1 protein-coding gene is annotated in these 700 nt (G+C 21.7%); it reads right to left on the bottom strand.

Features of this window, described 5'->3' with window-relative positions:
* Nucleotides 1-494: 494 nt before the first annotated feature.
* Nucleotides 495-653, bottom strand: a complete 159-nt coding sequence (locus IE038_RS25630) for an NADH-quinone oxidoreductase subunit D-related protein (protein WP_498053053.1) — start codon at nt 651-653, stop codon at nt 495-497.
* Nucleotides 654-700 lie beyond the last annotated feature (47 nt).

Here is a 700-nt window from a genome sequence, read left to right as displayed (position 1 = left end):
TTAAAAATTCCAATTTAACAAAAAAATTTATAATTTAAACTACTATTACATAAATTATCACTTTAACAATCAACTTCTCCCATAATTATATCTATACTACCAAATATCATCATAATATCAACCAATTTCATTCTTTTAACTAATTCAAAAAAAATTTACAAATTAATAAAACCCAATAATCATATTTTCCATCTCCAAAAAAAACCACTTTAATCTCCTATAAAAAAAATTCCCAACTCCCCTTTTAAAACTTCAACTCTTACATAAAATTCTTATTTTAATAATTCAAAAATAAAAAAAAATTTTTTACTAATAAATCAATATTCAAAATCATTCCATTCTAAATTCCTTTTTCTATCAAAACCCCTACTTTCTAAATTCTCATAAAAACCCCCTAAAAATCCTTCCAAAACCTATTAAATAATTTTTATAAATTCTATCATTTCACTAAATCATACTAAATAACAAACTAATAAATCTCCTTATTTTTACCATTAAATTTCCCATTCAAATTCATCATAAAACTCATAACAATCAATTTTACAAAAATCCCATAATATTCCAAATACACATAACATTAATCCAAATAAACCCCAATTTATTACTTCTTCCCCACCAATAATCCCAACTCCTTCAACCCATTCTAAAAAAATAAAATTTCATATAATAAATTTTTAATATTCAACAACCTCTATTAAAA

Source organism: Pseudomonas laurentiana, from assembly GCF_014648275.1.
Taxonomy (GTDB): domain Bacteria; phylum Pseudomonadota; class Gammaproteobacteria; order Pseudomonadales; family Pseudomonadaceae; genus Aquipseudomonas; species Aquipseudomonas laurentiana.
This window is presented reverse-complemented; position numbering and strand designations above follow the sequence as displayed.